15 protein-coding genes and 1 tRNA gene are annotated in these 15,415 nt (G+C 59.5%); 10 read left to right on the top strand and 6 right to left on the bottom strand.

The window, feature by feature from the left end:
- Window positions 1–99 precede the first annotated feature (99 nt).
- Window positions 100–381: a hypothetical protein gene (locus FHT82_RS23440; RefSeq protein WP_183735059.1), complete on the top strand. Its 282-nt coding sequence runs from the start codon at window positions 100–102 to the stop codon at window positions 379–381.
- 53 nt (window positions 382–434) lie between these two features.
- On the opposite strand, the gene FHT82_RS23445 is transcribed toward FHT82_RS23440, so the two are convergent.
- The 3 genes from FHT82_RS23445 to FHT82_RS23455 form a co-directional block, all read right to left on the bottom strand.
- A complete protein-coding gene (locus FHT82_RS23445) occupies window positions 435–689 on the bottom strand; it encodes a GlsB/YeaQ/YmgE family stress response membrane protein (RefSeq protein WP_183735060.1) in 255 nt (84 codons plus the stop codon).
- A gap of 528 nt (window positions 690–1,217) precedes the next feature.
- Window positions 1,218–2,354 carry an NAD(P)/FAD-dependent oxidoreductase gene (locus FHT82_RS23450; protein ID WP_183735061.1) on the bottom strand — a complete coding sequence of 379 codons (1,137 nt, stop codon included), beginning with the start codon at window positions 2,352–2,354 and terminating at the stop codon, window positions 1,218–1,220.
- A 768-nt stretch (window positions 2,355–3,122) separates the two neighbouring features.
- Window positions 3,123–3,986, bottom strand: coding sequence for a haloalkane dehalogenase (locus FHT82_RS23455; RefSeq protein ID WP_183735062.1), 864 nt, complete (start codon window positions 3,984–3,986; stop codon window positions 3,123–3,125).
- A gap of 71 nt (window positions 3,987–4,057) precedes the next feature.
- On the opposite strand from FHT82_RS23455, the gene FHT82_RS23460 reads away from it, so the two are divergent.
- Entirely contained in the window at window positions 4,058–4,516 is a 459-nt protein-coding gene (locus tag FHT82_RS23460; RefSeq protein ID WP_183735063.1) for a MarR family winged helix-turn-helix transcriptional regulator, read from the top strand.
- A 177-nt stretch (window positions 4,517–4,693) separates the two neighbouring features.
- On the opposite strand, the gene FHT82_RS23465 is transcribed toward FHT82_RS23460, so the two are convergent.
- Window positions 4,694–4,783, bottom strand: a tRNA-Ser gene (locus FHT82_RS23465).
- Window positions 4,784–5,224: 441 nt separating this feature from the next.
- Between FHT82_RS23465 and FHT82_RS23470 the strand changes: the two genes are divergently transcribed.
- The 4 genes from FHT82_RS23470 to FHT82_RS23485 all read left to right on the top strand — a co-directional run bounded on the left by FHT82_RS23470 (window position 5,225) and on the right by FHT82_RS23485 (window position 9,511).
- A complete protein-coding gene (locus FHT82_RS23470) occupies window positions 5,225–6,400 on the top strand; it encodes a septal ring lytic transglycosylase RlpA family protein (RefSeq protein ID WP_183735064.1) in 1,176 nt (391 codons plus the stop codon).
- A gap of 83 nt (window positions 6,401–6,483) precedes the next feature.
- A complete protein-coding gene (locus FHT82_RS23475; RefSeq protein ID WP_183735065.1) occupies window positions 6,484–7,677 on the top strand; it encodes a D-alanyl-D-alanine carboxypeptidase family protein in 1,194 nt (397 codons plus the stop codon).
- A 135-nt stretch (window positions 7,678–7,812) separates the two neighbouring features.
- Window positions 7,813–8,493, top strand: a complete 681-nt coding sequence (gene tmk, locus FHT82_RS23480; RefSeq protein WP_183735066.1) for a dTMP kinase — start codon at window positions 7,813–7,815, stop codon at window positions 8,491–8,493.
- Window positions 8,486–9,511, top strand: a complete 1,026-nt coding sequence (locus tag FHT82_RS23485; protein WP_183735067.1) for a DNA polymerase III subunit delta' — start codon at window positions 8,486–8,488, stop codon at window positions 9,509–9,511. Before tmk ends, FHT82_RS23485 begins: the two co-directional genes overlap by 8 nt.
- A gap of 103 nt (window positions 9,512–9,614) precedes the next feature.
- Here FHT82_RS23485 and FHT82_RS23490 read toward each other — a convergent pair whose 3' ends face one another.
- Complete coding sequence (locus FHT82_RS23490) at window positions 9,615–10,403, bottom strand: sulfite exporter TauE/SafE family protein (protein WP_183735068.1); 789 nt, start codon at window positions 10,401–10,403, stop codon at window positions 9,615–9,617.
- A 234-nt stretch (window positions 10,404–10,637) separates the two neighbouring features.
- Here FHT82_RS23490 and metG point away from each other — a divergent pair, with 234 nt between their 5' ends.
- From metG to FHT82_RS23505, 3 genes are read left to right on the top strand one after another with little or no spacing between them, the layout of a single operon-like run.
- Window positions 10,638–12,188, top strand: coding sequence for a methionine--tRNA ligase (gene metG / locus FHT82_RS23495; RefSeq protein WP_183735069.1), 1,551 nt, complete (start codon window positions 10,638–10,640; stop codon window positions 12,186–12,188).
- A 4-nt stretch (window positions 12,189–12,192) separates the two neighbouring features.
- Window positions 12,193–12,975 (top strand): TatD family hydrolase, encoded by a 783-nt coding sequence (locus FHT82_RS23500; protein WP_183735070.1) that lies wholly within the window; start codon window positions 12,193–12,195, stop codon window positions 12,973–12,975.
- Window positions 12,976–12,979: 4 nt separating this feature from the next.
- Window positions 12,980–13,792: an MBL fold metallo-hydrolase gene (locus tag FHT82_RS23505; protein ID WP_183735071.1), complete on the top strand. Its 813-nt coding sequence runs from the start codon at window positions 12,980–12,982 to the stop codon at window positions 13,790–13,792.
- Here the strand turns inward: FHT82_RS23505 and FHT82_RS23510 are convergent.
- Window positions 13,789–14,400 carry a TerC family protein gene (locus FHT82_RS23510; RefSeq protein ID WP_183735072.1) on the bottom strand — a complete coding sequence of 204 codons (612 nt, stop codon included), beginning with the start codon at window positions 14,398–14,400 and terminating at the stop codon, window positions 13,789–13,791. The two genes, FHT82_RS23505 and FHT82_RS23510, sit on opposite strands and share 4 nt — an antisense overlap.
- Window positions 14,401–14,592: 192 nt before the next feature.
- Between FHT82_RS23510 and FHT82_RS23515 the strand changes: the two genes are divergently transcribed.
- Window positions 14,593–15,261 carry a DUF2161 domain-containing phosphodiesterase gene (locus FHT82_RS23515; protein WP_183735073.1) on the top strand — a complete coding sequence of 223 codons (669 nt, stop codon included), beginning with the start codon at window positions 14,593–14,595 and terminating at the stop codon, window positions 15,259–15,261.
- The last annotated feature ends 154 nt before the right edge of the window (window positions 15,262–15,415 follow it).

Consider the following 15,415-nt stretch of genomic DNA (forward strand, 5'->3'; position numbering starts at 1 on the left):
CTTTCGCCAACCCGCGGCGAGCGACAAAAGATGTACCGCTGCGGAACCTTTCCAGTCTTCATTTCGTTGAAGCCGCATTCCATCAAACAGGAGCAGACCATGGCCGAACTGAAAACCGCTTCCGCCGAATCCACCGCTGCGCGCGTCAAGGCCGAAGTTGCCGCCGACGATCTGTCCGCGCAGGTTGCTGCGTTACGCGAGGATCTGGCCCGCCTTTCGGAGAGCGTGATCGCATTGGGGCAGGGCGCAAAGACCGCGGTGGCCGACGAAGCCTCCGTCATGACCGAACGTGTCCGCGACAAGGTGCGTGAAGAGCCGCTGACCGCAATCGCCATTACGGCAGGCGTCGCCTATCTCTTCGGTCTCCTCAGCCGTCGATAGACGAAAAAAAGCCGGACGCCTGACGTCCGGCCTTCAGTCTTTTCCGTGTCAGGTCAGCGGCGGATGACGCGTCCGATCGCAATCAGAATGCATGCGCCGACAAAGCCCGTGATCAGATATCCGAGCCAGCCGCCGAGTGGCTGGATGTGAAGGATACCGAGAATCCAGTTGGCGACGATCGCGCCTATGATACCGAGCAATATGTTCATGAACACGCCCATATTGCTGTTCATGAACTTCTCCGCCAGCCATCCGGCGAAGCCGCCGATAATGATAGCTGCAATCCAACCTACACTTTCGTTTTCCATGGCAATCTCCCCTCCTAGGCAAAACGTGAGATAAAACGCGCACAATCGAAAAAAGTTCCGCCGTGGCAGCGGCTTAGCGCTGTCAGGGACGAAGCAATGTCACCGGCGTGGAAAATGCGTGAGCCGCGATCTGAAACATCGGTCCGGAAAAGGCCAGCGCGACGAAACCTGCCGGCATCAGCAAACTCTTCGTGAACATCAAATCCTCCCTTGATCGGAAGCAAGCACAGTTCATCGCCTCAACTGCACAAGTCGCCTATTAATAAGCAGTTCAGCGTGAAATTTAAGTAAAATTGTCGCGACGCAACATGCACTACAACTAATATTAGCTCATTTGGAACCAGGCTCGCGATGGAGACTTCTATCGCAAAGTCGGGTACGATAAGATTTGCATGAATTCCGAAACAGTAGAAGCGAGGCCGCTGGCAGGCATTGCGCTCGCTTGCCTGGGAGTGCCATGGTGAGCTCGGCCGAAGGAAGCGCGCGGCCTACTGAGACAACTATACCGGATGGCTGAGTGGCTGCCGATCAGGCGGGTTCTGCAAAGCGCTTTGTCTCACCGGCAAGTCGCGCCACCTTCTGCCCGATGGCCAGCGAGGCGGTCAGGCCGGGACTTTCAATTCCATAGAGCGCTATATAGGCGGGGTGACCGGTTTTCTCCGGCCCCTGGATCACGAAGTCACCGCCACCCGCAGCCGGGCCGGCGATTTTCGGACGGATGCCCGAATAGGCGGGCTGCAGCGCACCGTCCACCAGATCGGGCCAATAGCGGCGGATTGCGGAATAGAATTTATCCGCGCGGCGCGGATCCACATCATAGTCGATTGCCTCGACCCACTCGACGTCCGGACCGAAGCGGGCCTGGCCCGCGAGATCGAGCGTCAGGTGCACACCGAGACCGCCGGGTTCGGGAACCGGATAAATCAGCTGCTTTGCGGGCGCGCGGCCTGTCAGCGCGAAATAGCATCCCTTGGCGTAATGACGTGGCGGGATGGTGCTTGCGTCCAGGCCCAGCAACCTTTCAGAAAGCGTCCAGGCATTCAGACCAGCCGCATTCACCACGAGGCGCGCTTCAATTCTGACCGGATCGCGACCGCCGACCGACAAGCGAATTTTATCCGCAGCCAATTCGCCTTCGATGACGGGCGAATTGCAGACGATGGCTCCGCCATTGGACTCTATATCCGTGATGTATGCCTGCATCAGGCTGTGACTATCGATGATGCCGGTCGATGGCGAGACAAGCGCCGCAAAGCCTCTGATCCGGGGTTCCCTGCGGAAGAGTTCCGCTGCATCGATCAGATAGCAGTCCTCCACTCCATTTGCATGAGCCTGGCTGGACAGCTTTTCGAGGTAGCCTAGCTCCTCCTCGCTCGAGGCGACGACGAGTTTGCCACAAGCCTTATGCGGGACGTTTCGCTCCCGGCAATAGTCGTAGAGCTTGTGTTTTCCGGCGACGCACAGCTCTGCCTTCAAACTGCCGGTGGCATAGTAGAGCCCGGCATGGATGACCTCGCTGTTGCGGGCCGACGTGACGCTGCCGGTCATTGGCTCCGCTTCGAGAAGAACCACCTCCCGGCCAGACATGGCAAGTTGGCGCGCCACCGCAAGCCCCACGACGCCTCCACCGACGACGACGCAGTCGAGGTCCAGTATCTCTACCATGCAACTCCCCTCTCATCGTCCGACTGCGGTGAGGCGGCCTCTCCGATCGAATTTTGGCCTCTCAGACCGCAGTCCGGCGCCTGTTATCGCTGGTAAAAGCTATCCCAAAAATGGGAATATGACGAAACAGGATTCGAGGACCAGCACGTCATGCATTGTCATGAGAGCCAATACTCTTTGGATGTAGGGCTACCAGATTGGCGATGGTTGATCGACGTGGTGCTCGTGCCGGGAGCGAAGGAGCGGTTCGACATCAAGGCGGAAGGGAATCAAATGAGGGCTCCCACTCAATACTCGGCGAGCCCCCGCATCGGGTTCGGTCATAGTAATCCTACTACCGCCGCATACCCACTTTCGTGGCGTAGCTGCCGATTCGCAATTCATCCAAAAGGGCTAGGCGCGAAGTGGACCCTGAACCGAGGTAAAGCAATTGGAATGTCGGGATTAAATCATTTTTGCAGACACAAAAGGCCACAGAAAGCTCGCCTGGATGGCAACCATTTCGTCCTTGTGCATCACCGTATATCAAGGCCCGAGACTAAGAATAACATCAAGTGAAAACGGTAACTTATAATGACAATGGCGGGCCATGCCCGGATGAACATGAGAATTATGTCTGCGGCATACCCCTCTAAATCCCTCCAAAATGCTCGCTCTGGGATGGGGCCTGAGCAGACATGTTCATATTTTGCCATACGCGATATCTATCTGGCGAGCGCTCCTGATCTACGGTTGGCATCGCGAATGGGATGGCCGCATCAGGGCCTGTCACCGAAGCCTAAGACGGTCGGCCCAAGATGCTATGGCTTCCGCAATCGCCTGGGGCTGATCTTCCGGGCAGACATGAGCGGCCGGTCCGCAGGACTTTATCTCGAGAGACGACATGTTCTCCCGTGCCCAACCGATCATTTTCGGCCCGATCATAAGGGTCTCCTCTGAACCTTCGAAAGTCAGCAGCAATTTCGGGATATCCGGCGACAAGCTGAGCCAGGCATTATAGTCTTCGATGCGCTTGACCGTATCGGCGGGCTGACCCTCGATCGGCATTTCTCTCGGCCAGGCAAGCAGTGGACGCCTGCTCTCGCGAGTCGGATAGGGTTGCCGGTAGATGTCGTGTTCTTCCTGGCTCAGGCCCGATTGCACGGTGACCTTGAGCGCCTGCTCAATGAAGAAATTCTCGTCGAGGATTTTGGCTTCGCCGCTTCCGGGTGCGCGCAAGGTCTCATATCTTGTGCGCTGCCCTCCCGGAAAATCATCCCACGTCATTGGCCGCAGGATTGTTTCCATGACAACGAGGCCACGGACGCGGCCGGGATGACGTGCGGCCCAATCCATGGCGAGCCCGCCGCCCCAATCGTGGCCGATCAGCACGACTTGATCGAGGGCCAGCTCGTCGAACCAGGCATCGAGATATCGCGCATGGTCCGCAAAGCGGTAGGCGATGTCGGGTTTGCCGGATTGGCCCATGCCGATGAGATCGGGAGCAAGGCTGCGAGCGGGCGATCCGATGTTCGCAATGACATTCCGCCAGACATGCGACGAGGTGGGATTGCCGTGGAGGAACACGAAGGGGGTTCCGGTCCCGGATTCGCGGTGGAATATCGTAGATTCGAGAATCGGCAGTGAAGGCATGGCTTTATCCCTTGCGGCGAATTTAGTAAGGTGCCTGTCTATATAATCAAGATAGACAGGAACCTGTCAATATGTCGGAAAATTCCATCCCTCAGTCCTTGGGTGTTTTGCTACGGATCGCGCACCAGCATTTTTCGTCGGCGGTAGACGAGGCGCTGGATCAATCCGGCTTTGGCGACATCCGGCCGCATCACGCAAATGTCTTCAGCTTCGTGCCGCCCGAAGGGATTCAGGTATCCGAACTCACAGTAAAGGCAGGCGTGCGCAAACAATCCATGGCGCAAGCTGTGGAAGAGCTGGAAAAGCTTGGTTACGTCGAGCGGCGGCCGCATCCGAGCGACAAGCGCGCGCGGCTGGTTTTCCTCACTGAACGCGGGAACAAAATACGTCCGCTCGCCATGGCGACTGGCAAGCGCGTCGAGGAAGTTTGGGCACAACTTCTCGGCGAGGGCGCTCTTGAGGAATTACGCACGGCTCTCCAGAAACTGCTCGGCAAATTGCAGTATAAAGGCGATGGCCCGCAGGCGTGACGACATTCCACCGATATCTGCTTGAGTCGGTTCACAGAAGAGACGGAGATCATGCCGGATGCGTAAGGCCGAAGATATATCAGCTTTTGCCAAGCCCCTGGCGGCGACCAGGCGGCTAGAGTCGGTGACCGGGCAGCTACATCGCAGGATATCGCGCCGTGGCGGACACGACGGAGATGGCGGAAGAGGTGGGATTCGAACCCACGGTACGGTTTCCCGCACGCCGGTTTTCAAGACCGGTTCCTTAAACCACTCGGACACTCTTCCATCCAACTGATCTGGCTGGTCTTTGCCGGAAAGAAATCGTTCTTGACGAAGACTGCTTCCGTCGACAACCAAATCGCGGTTTGGCAGGCTTTATAGCGGTTCGAACTTCAGCGTCAACTTACTCTGGCATATCGAGCAGCAATCAGGAAGAAATGCCCCATTGCGGGGCGGGTGACAGCTCCACCCGGAACGGTTCTGTCACGAAGCGAAACCATCCGATGCGGGGGGTAAATGCCACTATTCCATTCCCGCACAGGTTAAATTCAACCAAACATTAACCATAACTATTAGAATTTGGCCTATCGTCACGAAATCGTTCGCAAATTCGCCACGATATCCACAAGATTAAAGTCTCGTTAGGCAGGCGGGGAATAAGGCAGCTCCAACTCATTCACGAGTGAGTTCCTTAACCATAAAACGGTCTTGAGTGGCGTGGGGCATATGAAACTAAATTACGGGGCGGCGTCTTTCGCAGCGACGGCACGGTGGCTGGCAATATCGGCCATGTGCGCAACAGTGGCGGCCTGCGGCACGACACAGGCGGTTCCCAAGAAAAAATCCCACGGCAAGGAATATTTCTCCGAAAGCGAATATGGCGTCAAAGCCAGCCCGCGCGTTGCCAACGGCAGCAATATCCCGAAGGGCGGCGGCCGCTATATGGTGGGCAACCCCTATGTGGTGAAGGGCAAGATGTACTACCCCAAGGAGGATTACTCCTATAACAAGGTGGGTATCGCTTCCTGGTATGGGTCTGCTTTCCACGGACGCCTGACGGCGAATGGCGAAGTCTACGACCAGATGCATCTTTCCGCCGCGCATCCGACCTTTCCGCTGCCGAGCTACGCACGTGTGACCAATACGGAAAACGGTTCGTCTGTGATCGTGCGCGTCAACGACCGCGGCCCGTACCATGAAGGCCGCATCATCGACCTTTCCAACAAGACGGCGTCCATGCTCGACCTGCAGCACAGCGGCACAGGCAATGTTCGCGTGCAGTATGTCGGGAGAGCGCCGCTCGACGGCCACGATATGCCATATCTAATGGCATCCTATGTTCCGAAGGGTAGCCGTATTCCGGGCGTCTATCCGGGCGGGGGCCAGATCGCGACAGGCGTGATGGTTGCCTCCAACAGCAAGAAGATCACCGGCGACCAGTTGCAGAGCCTTGGCGACTATTCCAGTCCTTCGCCTGCCAGCGTACCGGTACCATTCTCCTCGACAGCCTATGCAGGCTCCACGCCGAGCGCCAAATATCCGGGCGCCAAGTATCCGGGCTCTACACAGAGCGCCAAGTATAATGCAGCTCCGGCTCCGCAACTGGCCCCCGTGCCGATGCAGGCGCCGGCAGGCGGTCATTTCCTGACGCCGCCAGCCTTCGCCAATGGCGGACAGGCGATGCAGCAGATGGTGGTTCTGCCGGATATCGGTCCCATTCCCTATGAGCGCCCGAATGGCTGGTCAAAGGGCACGTCGCTTGCCATGAACTATCAGGAGGCAGTCGTCGTGAACGTTCCGCTCGCCTTCGACGCCGTGATGGTGCGCAATGACGGGCTGACGCAGGAATCGATCCTCGCGTCCTTCAAGCGACAGAATGGCGGCGCTGCAAAGGCGCGATAAAAACGCACAAGAAAGTGTAATTGCATCGGCTTCCGGCTCGCTTTACCCTCCTGAAACAACCCGCACGATCAATGGGATTAGCGATGTTGAAGCCGCTGCTTCGCCTCCTTGCATGCCTGCTTTTGCCTGCGTCCGCAGCCGTTGCCGCAGAAGGCACCGAGGCCGGATTCGTCACCAAGGCCGCTCAGGCCTATATGATCGAAGCTTCGACCGGAACGGTGCTTCTCGCCAAGAACGAGAACCAGGTCTTCGCGCCCGCTTCGCTTGCCAAGCTGATGACGATGGACCTCGTTTTCAGTGCCGTCAGCAAGGGTCAGATTTCGCTCGATACCGAATACCCCGTCTCCGAATATGCCTGGCGCACGGGCGGCGCGCCTTCGCGGGCGGCCACGATGTTTGCGGCGCTGAAATCGAAGGTCCGTGTCGAAGATCTGATCAAGGGCGTTGCGATCCAGGGCGCCAATGACGGCTGCATTATCCTCGCCGAGGGCATGGCCGGCAGCGAGGACCAGTTTGCGGCATCGATGACCCGGCGCGCCCGCGATCTCGGCATGGAAAAAGCCATCTTCGGCAATTCCACCGGGATTCCCGACGGCAAGAGCAAGGTGACAGCCAGGGAATTGGTGACGCTCGCCGTCGACCTGCAGGCTTCCTATCCCAATCTCTATCCCTATTTCGCCCAGCCGGATTTCGAGTGGAACAAGATCTTCCAGCGTAACCGCAATCCGCTGCTCGGCATGGATCTCGGCGCTGACGGGCTGGCGACGGGCTTTACGGAAGGCGAGGGCTATTCGATCGTCGCCTCGGTGCAGCGCGACGGACGGCGGCTCTTCGTGGCACTTGCGGGCATCGCCTCCGACAAGGAGCGCACGGAAGAAGCCAAGCGGGTGCTGGAATGGGGGCTGACGGCCTTCGAGAGCCACCAGGTCTTTGCCGACAAGGAAGTGATCGGTGCTGCAAGCGTCTATGGCGGCACGGCGCGCACGGTCGATCTCGTCGCCAAGGCCCCGGTCAGCGTCTATGTTCCTATCAACAATCCGGACCGGCTTGCGGCCCGCATCGTCTATCGCTGGCCGTTGATGGCGCCTGTGAAGGCCGATACGGAGGTCGGCACGCTTCGCATCGTTTCCGGCAACAGGATGCTGCGTGAGGTGCCGCTCTATACGGTGCAATCCGTCGAGGTGGGATCACTCAGCAGCCGGGCGATAGACGCGCTCCTCGAGCTTGGCGAATCGCTGTTCTTCTCCTGGCTCTGGGACACCTCCGAGCAGAGCTGAAACCCGTGTTGCGGGCGAATTCTCCCGCAATTTGCCGGGAAAGGTGAATATGTCGCCGCGGCAAAAGGTTTCGTTCCGCACTATCTTCGGATAGATAGAGGAAGAGCGCGGCGCTCAGAATGCGGGAAAGTGTCATTGTCGTCCGGTACGGGATTGTTCGTTACGTTTGAAGGCGGAGAGGGCGCTGGGAAGTCCACGCAGATCCGCCGCCTTGCCGAAGCCCTGAAGGCCGAAGGCCATGACGTGTTGCTGACCCGGGAACCCGGCGGCTCACCGGGAGCCGAAGCGGTGCGCCACGTGCTGCTTTCAGGCGCTGCGGAAGCCTTCGGCACCCGTATGGAGGCGATCCTCTTTGCTGCGGCCCGTAACGACCACGTGGAAGAGGTCATCCGGCCGGCGCTTTACAAGGGCAAGATCGTGCTTTGCGACCGCTTCATGGATTCCTCACGCGTCTATCAGGGTGTCACCGGCAATCTGGAGGCGGAATTCATCGAGACGCTGCAGCGCATCGCCATCAACGGTGTCATGCCCGACTGTACGCTGATCCTCGATATTCCCGCCAAGCTGGGGCTTGAGCGCGTTATCAAGCGAAACGCCGGTGGTCCTGACCGTTTCGAGAAGGAAACGCTCGAAACGCATGAGAAGCGACGCGAAGCCTATCTCGATATCGCCGCGCGCGAGCCGGAGCGCTGCCATGTCGTCAACGCCACGCTGCCCGAGGAGGCAATCGCTTCCGAGATCCTCACAATCGTCAGACAGCTGCTGAGACCTGCCGCCGAAGGGCAACGGATGCCGGAAGCCGCGCATCATGAGTGACGACAGGCCCGGACTTCTTGACGGCGCCATATGGCCGGCCGAGAACACGAAGCTCTTCGGCCATGAAGAGGCCGAGGATTTCCTGGCGCAGTTCTATCGCTCCGGCAAGGGACATCATGCGATCCTGATCGAAGGACCCGAGGGCATCGGCAAGGCGACGCTCGCCTTCCGCTTCGCCAACCATGTGCTGTCGCATCCCGATCCGGCGAGCGCGCCGCTGCGGATTGGCGATCCGGATCTCAACTCAGCGGTCAGCCGGCAGATTACCGCGGGCGCGTCGCACAATCTCCTGCATCTGTCGCGGCCGGTCGATGAGAAGACCGGGAAGGTGAAATCGGCGATCACCGTCGACGAGGTGCGCCGGGCCGGCAAGTTCTTCTCGCAGACCTCGGGCACCGGCAACTGGCGTATCGTCATCATCGACCCCGCCGACGATATGAACCGGAACGCTGCAAACGCCATCCTGAAGATCCTCGAAGAGCCGCCGAAGCGGGCGATGTTCCTTGTTCTGTCGCATGCGCCGGGAAAGCTGCTGCCGACGATCCGCTCGCGCTGCCTGCCGCTGAAGCTTGCGCCGCTCGACGATGAAGCGCTGATTTCCGCACTTGCCCATCTCGGTATTCAGGGGGAGGGGCAGGCTCTGCTCTCTGCTGCAAAGGGCAGCGTGGGCGAGGCGCTAAAATTGCTGAACTATGGCGGCGGGGATATTATCGAAGCCTATAACGCGGTTCTGTTCTCCGAAGGGCCTGCGGCGCGCAAGGCCATGCACCGGCTTGCGGATGCGCTTTCGGGCAAGGAAAGCGACACTATCTTCGATTTCTTCGTGAGCCATGTGGGTGATGATGTGATGAACCGCGCGCGCATTGCGGCAGGCGAGGGACGAATTGCAGCGGCCGAACGCCTGGCTCGGCTCTATTCCGACATCACCGAGAAGCTGACCGTGTCCGACGCCTATAATCTCGATCGCAAGCAGACGATCATGGAAGTTCTTTCCGACATCAAGCAGCCCCGCCCGTAGAGCGTCCTGTGTCCATTCGGACGCACCAAGCACGTTCAACCTCTTTATTTTTATGCAATTCCGGACCCCAAACCGCTGCAAACTCTTGTTGGAATTGCCCTGGTCAGCCGGCCAGCAACTTCCAGGCGACGATCGCAAGCGTGACGGCCAGCACGATACGGATGGTCCGCTCGTGCAGTTTCGGCGCAAGAAGGCTGCCGGCGATGATGCCGGGAATGGAGCCTGCAAGCAGGGCAAGCAGCATCGCCCAGTCGATCTCTCCGATGATCCAGTATCCCATGCCACCGATCAGCGTCAGAGGCACCGCATGGACGATGTCGGAGCCGACGATCTCACGCACATCGAGCCGCGGATAGAGGATGAGCAGGATCGTGACGCCGAGGGCGCCGGCGCCGACGGAGGTCAGGGTGACGAGCACGCCGAGCACAAAACCCAGAACAATGGTAAAGACTGCGACTGTTGCCGGCTTGGGAGGCATGCGATCGCCGATGGCGCGGCGGGCGAATCCGAGAATCTGGCTGCGGAATACGAGCATGATCGCGGTCATGACCAGAAGCCAGCCAAGTGCCGTGGTGATGGTGCTGGTCACGCCGATGCTCTTGCGATCGACACCGGCCATCAGCCAGAGCATCAGAAGCGCGGCCGGAACGCTGCCGGCTGCAAGACTGCCGACGATCTTCCAGTTGACGCGCCCATGCATGCCGTGGACGGCAGTGCCGGCCGTCTTGGTAATGGCAGCATAGAGAAGATCGGTTCCGACGGCCGTCGCCGGATGGACGCCGAAGAGGAGCACGAGCAGGGGCGTCATCAGCGATCCGCCGCCGACGCCGGTGATGCCGACCAGCGCTCCCACTACGAGACCGGACAGAGAATAGAGAGGCTCGAACGTCAAATGCGCGCCTCTGAGGGCGCGCGGCCATGACTATTCCGATCGATGAAAAATGGCACTTTGCTTCCGTCCCGCCCTCTTGTGGGAGAAGGGGTAGATTGCGCCAGAACGCGAGTCAAGCTCGCCACCGCGCGTCTTTGAAATCGTAGGCGGCTGCGAAACTTGATGTTTCGCTTGTGCGAGACATGCGCTAATAGCGGCTGACGATTTTTATAGAGTAAGCCGGAATTGGCCGCCATGACAGACAAGACCCCCTTCTACATCACGACCGCGATCTCCTACCCCAACGGCAAGCCGCATATCGGCCATGCCTATGAACTGATCGCGACCGATGCCATGGCGCGCTACCAGCGCCTCGACGGCAAGGATGTCTTCTTTCTGACGGGGACGGACGAACACGGCCAGAAGATGCAGCAGACGGCGCGCGCCGAAGGCATCACGGCGCAGGCGCTTGCCGACCGCAATTCCGGTGAATTCCAGGCGATGGCGAAGCTGCTGAACGCTTCGAACGACGACTTCATCCGCACCACGCAGGAGCGTCACCATGAGACCTCGCGGAACATCTGGAACCTGATGGCCGAGAATGGCGACGTCTACAAGGATTCCTATGCCGGATGGTACTCCGTGCGCGACGAAGCCTATTACCAGGAAAACGAAACCGAGCTGCGCGCCGACGGCGTGCGCTACGGGCCGCAGGGCACGCCGGTCGAATGGGTGGAAGAGGCAAGCTACTTCTTCAAGCTCTCCGAATACCAAGACCGGCTGCTGAAGCACTATGAGGAGAACCCCGATTTCATCGGCCCGGCCGAGCGCCGCAACGAGGTGATCTCCTTCGTCAAATCCGGCCTCAAGGACCTGTCGATTTCGCGTACGACCTTCGACTGGGGCATCAAGGTGCCGAACGACCCCTCGCATGTCATGTATGTCTGGGTCGACGCGCTGACGAACTACATCACCGCGACCGGCTATATCGAAGACCGCAACGGACCGCGGGCGAAATACTGGCCGGCCGATGTGCATATCATCGGCAAGGACATCATTCGCTTCCATGCCGTCTACTGGCCGGCCTTCCTGATGTCGGCGAAGCTGCCGCTGCCGAAGCGCGTCTTTGCCCATGGCTTCCTGCTCAACAAGGGCGAGAAGATGTCGAAGTCGCTCGGCAATGTCGTCGATCCCGTCAATCTGGTGAACCATTTCGGCCTGGATCAGGTGCGCTACTTCTTCCTGCGCGAAGTCTCCTTTGGCCAGGACGGCAGCTACAGCGAAGAGGCGATCGGCACGCGCATCAATTCCGACCTCGCCAACGGCATAGGCAACCTTGCCAGCCGCTCACTGTCGATGATCGTCAAGAACTGCGACGGCAAGATCCCGGAATGCGGACCGCTGACGGATGAGGACAAGGCGATGCTGGCGCAGGCCGACGCGTTGCATGCCTCGACGCGCGAGGACATGGGCAAGCAGCTCATCCACCGCGCACTAGCATCGATCATTGCCGTCGTCTCCGAAACCGACCGCTATTTCGCCGGCCAGGAGCCCTGGGCGCTGAAGAAGACCGATCCGGCGCGCATGGGCACCGTGCTCTATGTAACGGCCGAAGTCGTGCGCCAGATCGCCATTCTGCTGCAGCCTTTCGTGCCGGAATCGGCTGGCAAGCTGCTCGATCTCGTCGTTGCGCCTGCTGACAGCAGAGACTTCGCAGCGCTCGGCGAAGCCGGCCGTCTGGTGCCGGGAACGCCGCTGGAAACACCGAAGCCGGTCTTCCCGCGCTACGTGGCTCCGGAGGCTTAAAGCTGTGTTGATCGATACGCATTGCCATCTGGACTTTGCCGATTTCGAAGCGGAGCGCGACGAGATCGTGGCACGCGCCCATGCGGTCGGCGTTGCGCAGATGGTGACGATCTGCACCCGCGTGCGCAAGCTCGACGGGCTGCTCGCTATCACCGAGACATATCCTTCCGTCTTCTGCTCGGTCGGCACGCATCCCAACAATGCGGGTGACGAGCTGGATATCCAGACGGAAGACTTGGTTCGCCTTGCCAATGCCCATCAGAAGGTCGTGGCGATCGGTGAGGCGGGTCTCGACTATTTCTACGACACGCAGAAGCCTGAGGACCAGCGGACCGGCTTTCGGCGCCATATTGCAGCCGCTCGGGAGACGCAGCTTCCGCTCGTCATCCACAGCCGCAGCGCCGATGCCGACATGGCTGCGATCCTGACCGAGGAAACGGGGAAGGGGGCCTTTCCCTTCATTCTGCATTGCTTCTCGGCCGGTCCCGAGCTTGCAAAGACCGGTGTGGAACTCGGTGGCTATATTTCCTTTTCGGGCATCCTGACCTTCCCGAAATCGGAAGAGCTGCGCGAAATCGCCAAGACCATTCCGCATGAGCGGCTGCTCGTCGAAACCGATGCGCCCTATCTGGCGCCGAAGCGCTGGCGCGGCAAGCGCAACGAGCCGTCCTACGTGGTGAATACGGCCGAAGTATTGGCCGATACGATCGGCCTTCCTTACGAGGATATGGCTCGGATCACCACAGATAACGCTTTCCGGCTGTTTTCGAAGATGCCGAGGATCTAGCGGCGTGTCACGGCGGCAGCGGTTCACCATTCTCGGCTGTTCGTCGTCGCCCGGCGTGCCGCGCATCACCGGTGACTGGGGCGCTTGCAATCCAGCCAATCCGAAGAACCGCCGGACGCGCGCATCCTTCATGATCCAGCAGTTCGCCGCTGATGGTGCTGAGACGGCGGTCGTGGTCGATACCGGCCCGGATTTCCGCGAACAGATGATCAGGGCAGGGGTCGGCCATATAGATGCGGTCCTCTACACCCATCCGCATGCCGACCATATTCACGGCATCGACGATCTGCGCGGTTATTTCCACAACACCCGCCGGCGCGTGCCGATCTTTGCCGAGCCGTTCACCATGGACAGACTGCGGGAGGCCTTCGGCTATTGCCTGGAGACGCCGCCGGGCAGCAACTATCCGCCGATTGCACTGCCGATCGTGATCGAGGATCTGGAAAAGCCCGTCGAAATCCACGGGCGGGGCGGGACGATCGCTTGCATGCCGCTTCTGCAACAGCACGGCGAGATCCATTCGCTTGGCTTCCGTATCGGGGATGTGGCCTATTGCAGCGATGTCAGCGATTTCCCGCCACAGACGGTGGAGAAGCTACAGAACCTCGACATATTGATCATCGATGCTCTGCAATATGTCTACCATCCGAGCCATCTTTCGCTGGAACAGTCGCTGGACTGGATCGAGCGGCTGAAGCCCAGGCGGGCGATCCTGACGCACATGCACACGCCGCTCGACTACGACGTGGTCATGGCGCAAACGCCGGACCATGTGGTGCCGGCGTTCGATCAGATGAGCTTCGAAGTCGAGGTTTAGCTGCCGATATAAGGCGCAATCTCGACGTATCCACGATGGATCATGTCCAGCGAGACATAGAGGATGATCAGCAGGCCGACATAGGCGATCCAGCGATGTTTGTTGAGCAGCCGGGCGATAAAGTTCGCGGCGATGCCCATCAGCGCAATGGAAAGACCGAGGCCTAGCACCAGCACGCTCGGATGTTCGCGGGCGGCGCCGGCAACGGCAAGCACGTTATCGAGCGACATGGAAACGTCCGCGATGACGATCTGTGTCGCAGCCTGGAAGAAGGTCTTCCTCGGCGCTGGTGCGCTGGCTTCGGCCGAATGGTCTTCGCGGTGGCCGGCACGCAGCTCGCGCCACATCTTCCAGCAGACCCAGAGCAACAGCAAGCCGCCGGCAAGCAGAAGGCCGACAATCGCCAGAAGATAGACTGCGACAGAAGCGAACAGGATGCGGAGCACCGTTGCCGCCACAATGCCGACAAGGATCGCCTTGCGGCGCTGCGCGGCTTCCAGGCCGGCAGCAGCAAGGCCGATGACGACGGCATTGTCGCCGGCGAGAACAAGGTCGATAGCAATGACCTGCAGCAGAGCCGTCAAACCGGCCGCTGTGAAAATATCCATGTTGAATTACCCCCGGGAATACGCTTCGAGCGTGCTAGCGTCTTGAGGGTTTTCCGTCAACCTGCGAACGGGTGCGTTGATGGCCATCCACGGTCATTACGCGTAATCCGGCTGATGGCCATCGATGCGGTGTCCCGTATCAGCGGATCGATGTAGATTATCGAACGATTCGTTTCTTCGATCTGCAGGCCCATGGAAACTTCGCTTTATCTGCCCGTCAAAGGCTTCCTCGAAAAGGCTGGTTACGTCGTCAAGGGCGAAGTCGGCGGCTGCGATCTGGTCGGCTTGAGCGATGATGATCCGCCTGTGGTCGTGGTCTGCGAACTGAAGATGAGCTTCAATCTCGAATTGATCCTGCAGGCCGTTGACCGTGCGGCCGTCTCGGACGAGGTCTGGATCGCGGCCCGAATTTCAGCCAAGGGCAAAGGCCGCGAGGCCGACAAGCGCTATCGCGATCTCTGCCGCAGGCTCGGCATCGGCATGCTCGGCATTTCCGACGCCGGCGACGTCAGCATCATCGTCGGTTCCGTATCGCCAATGCCGCGGACCAATCCGAAGCGACGTTCGAGGCTTATGCGCGAGCACCAGAAACGGCGCGGCGATCCGGCGCTCGGCGGCAGCACGCGTGCGCCAGTCATGACCGCGTATCGCCAGCAGGCGCTCGGCTGTGCGGCAGCGCTGACGTCAGGACCGTTGCGCATGCGCGATATCAGGGCCGGCGTGCCGGAGGCAGGCAAGATCCTGCAGTCCAATGTCTACGGCTGGTTCGAGCGGCTCGACAGAGGCGTCTATGGCTTGACGGATGCTGGACGGGAAGCGCTGCTGCGATGGCCGCAGCCGGAGATGCAGGCGGCTGAATAGTGGTTTGGGTACGTCTTTTAGTTCCATAATCTATCTTATGCGATCTTTGTATGTAGCCGGGTACATTCTATTTCCAAGCGCGACATGCCAGAAAAACAATGGCTTCCCTTTGGAGATTTTGGAATGTCTCGATGCTATTTGCAATTGACCCTCG

This window comes from Rhizobium sp. BK275, from assembly GCF_014193555.1.
Taxonomy (GTDB): Bacteria; Pseudomonadota; Alphaproteobacteria; order Rhizobiales; family Rhizobiaceae; genus Rhizobium.